At 45.9% G+C, this 281-nt stretch carries 1 protein-coding gene; it reads right to left on the reverse strand.

The features are described from left to right. Positions 1 to 281: hypothetical protein (locus AAEZ05_RS28305; RefSeq protein ID WP_350649883.1), on the reverse strand; the 281-nt coding region annotated here is incomplete at both ends.

The following is a 281-nucleotide window of genomic DNA, read 5'->3' on the forward strand; positions in this document are numbered from 1 at the left end:
GTTCATACCCCAGCCGCCATCGATAGGACCCGGTGAAGCATGGTTCCAATCGAGTAATGCCTGCATTTTAATAGTCATCGCTGAGTTGACCTTCATGCTTGGTGACCAGACGGCATCATTGACTTGTTTGGCATAGTTGGACAAGTTTAGCGTGGTGTATCTTTTACCATCTTTGTCTTCGATGTTTTTGATGGTAGGGTCATCGCTAAAATCTTGACGCTTTTCGCTTTCAGGTAACTCAAAAGACAAAGGGTCAGAGGAGTCAATAGACGAGACGTCGC

Origin of the sequence: Pseudomonas sp. HY13-MNA-CIBAN-0226, from assembly GCF_040310305.1 — a bacterium.
GTDB lineage: Bacteria > Pseudomonadota > Gammaproteobacteria > Pseudomonadales > Pseudomonadaceae > Aquipseudomonas > Aquipseudomonas gregormendelii.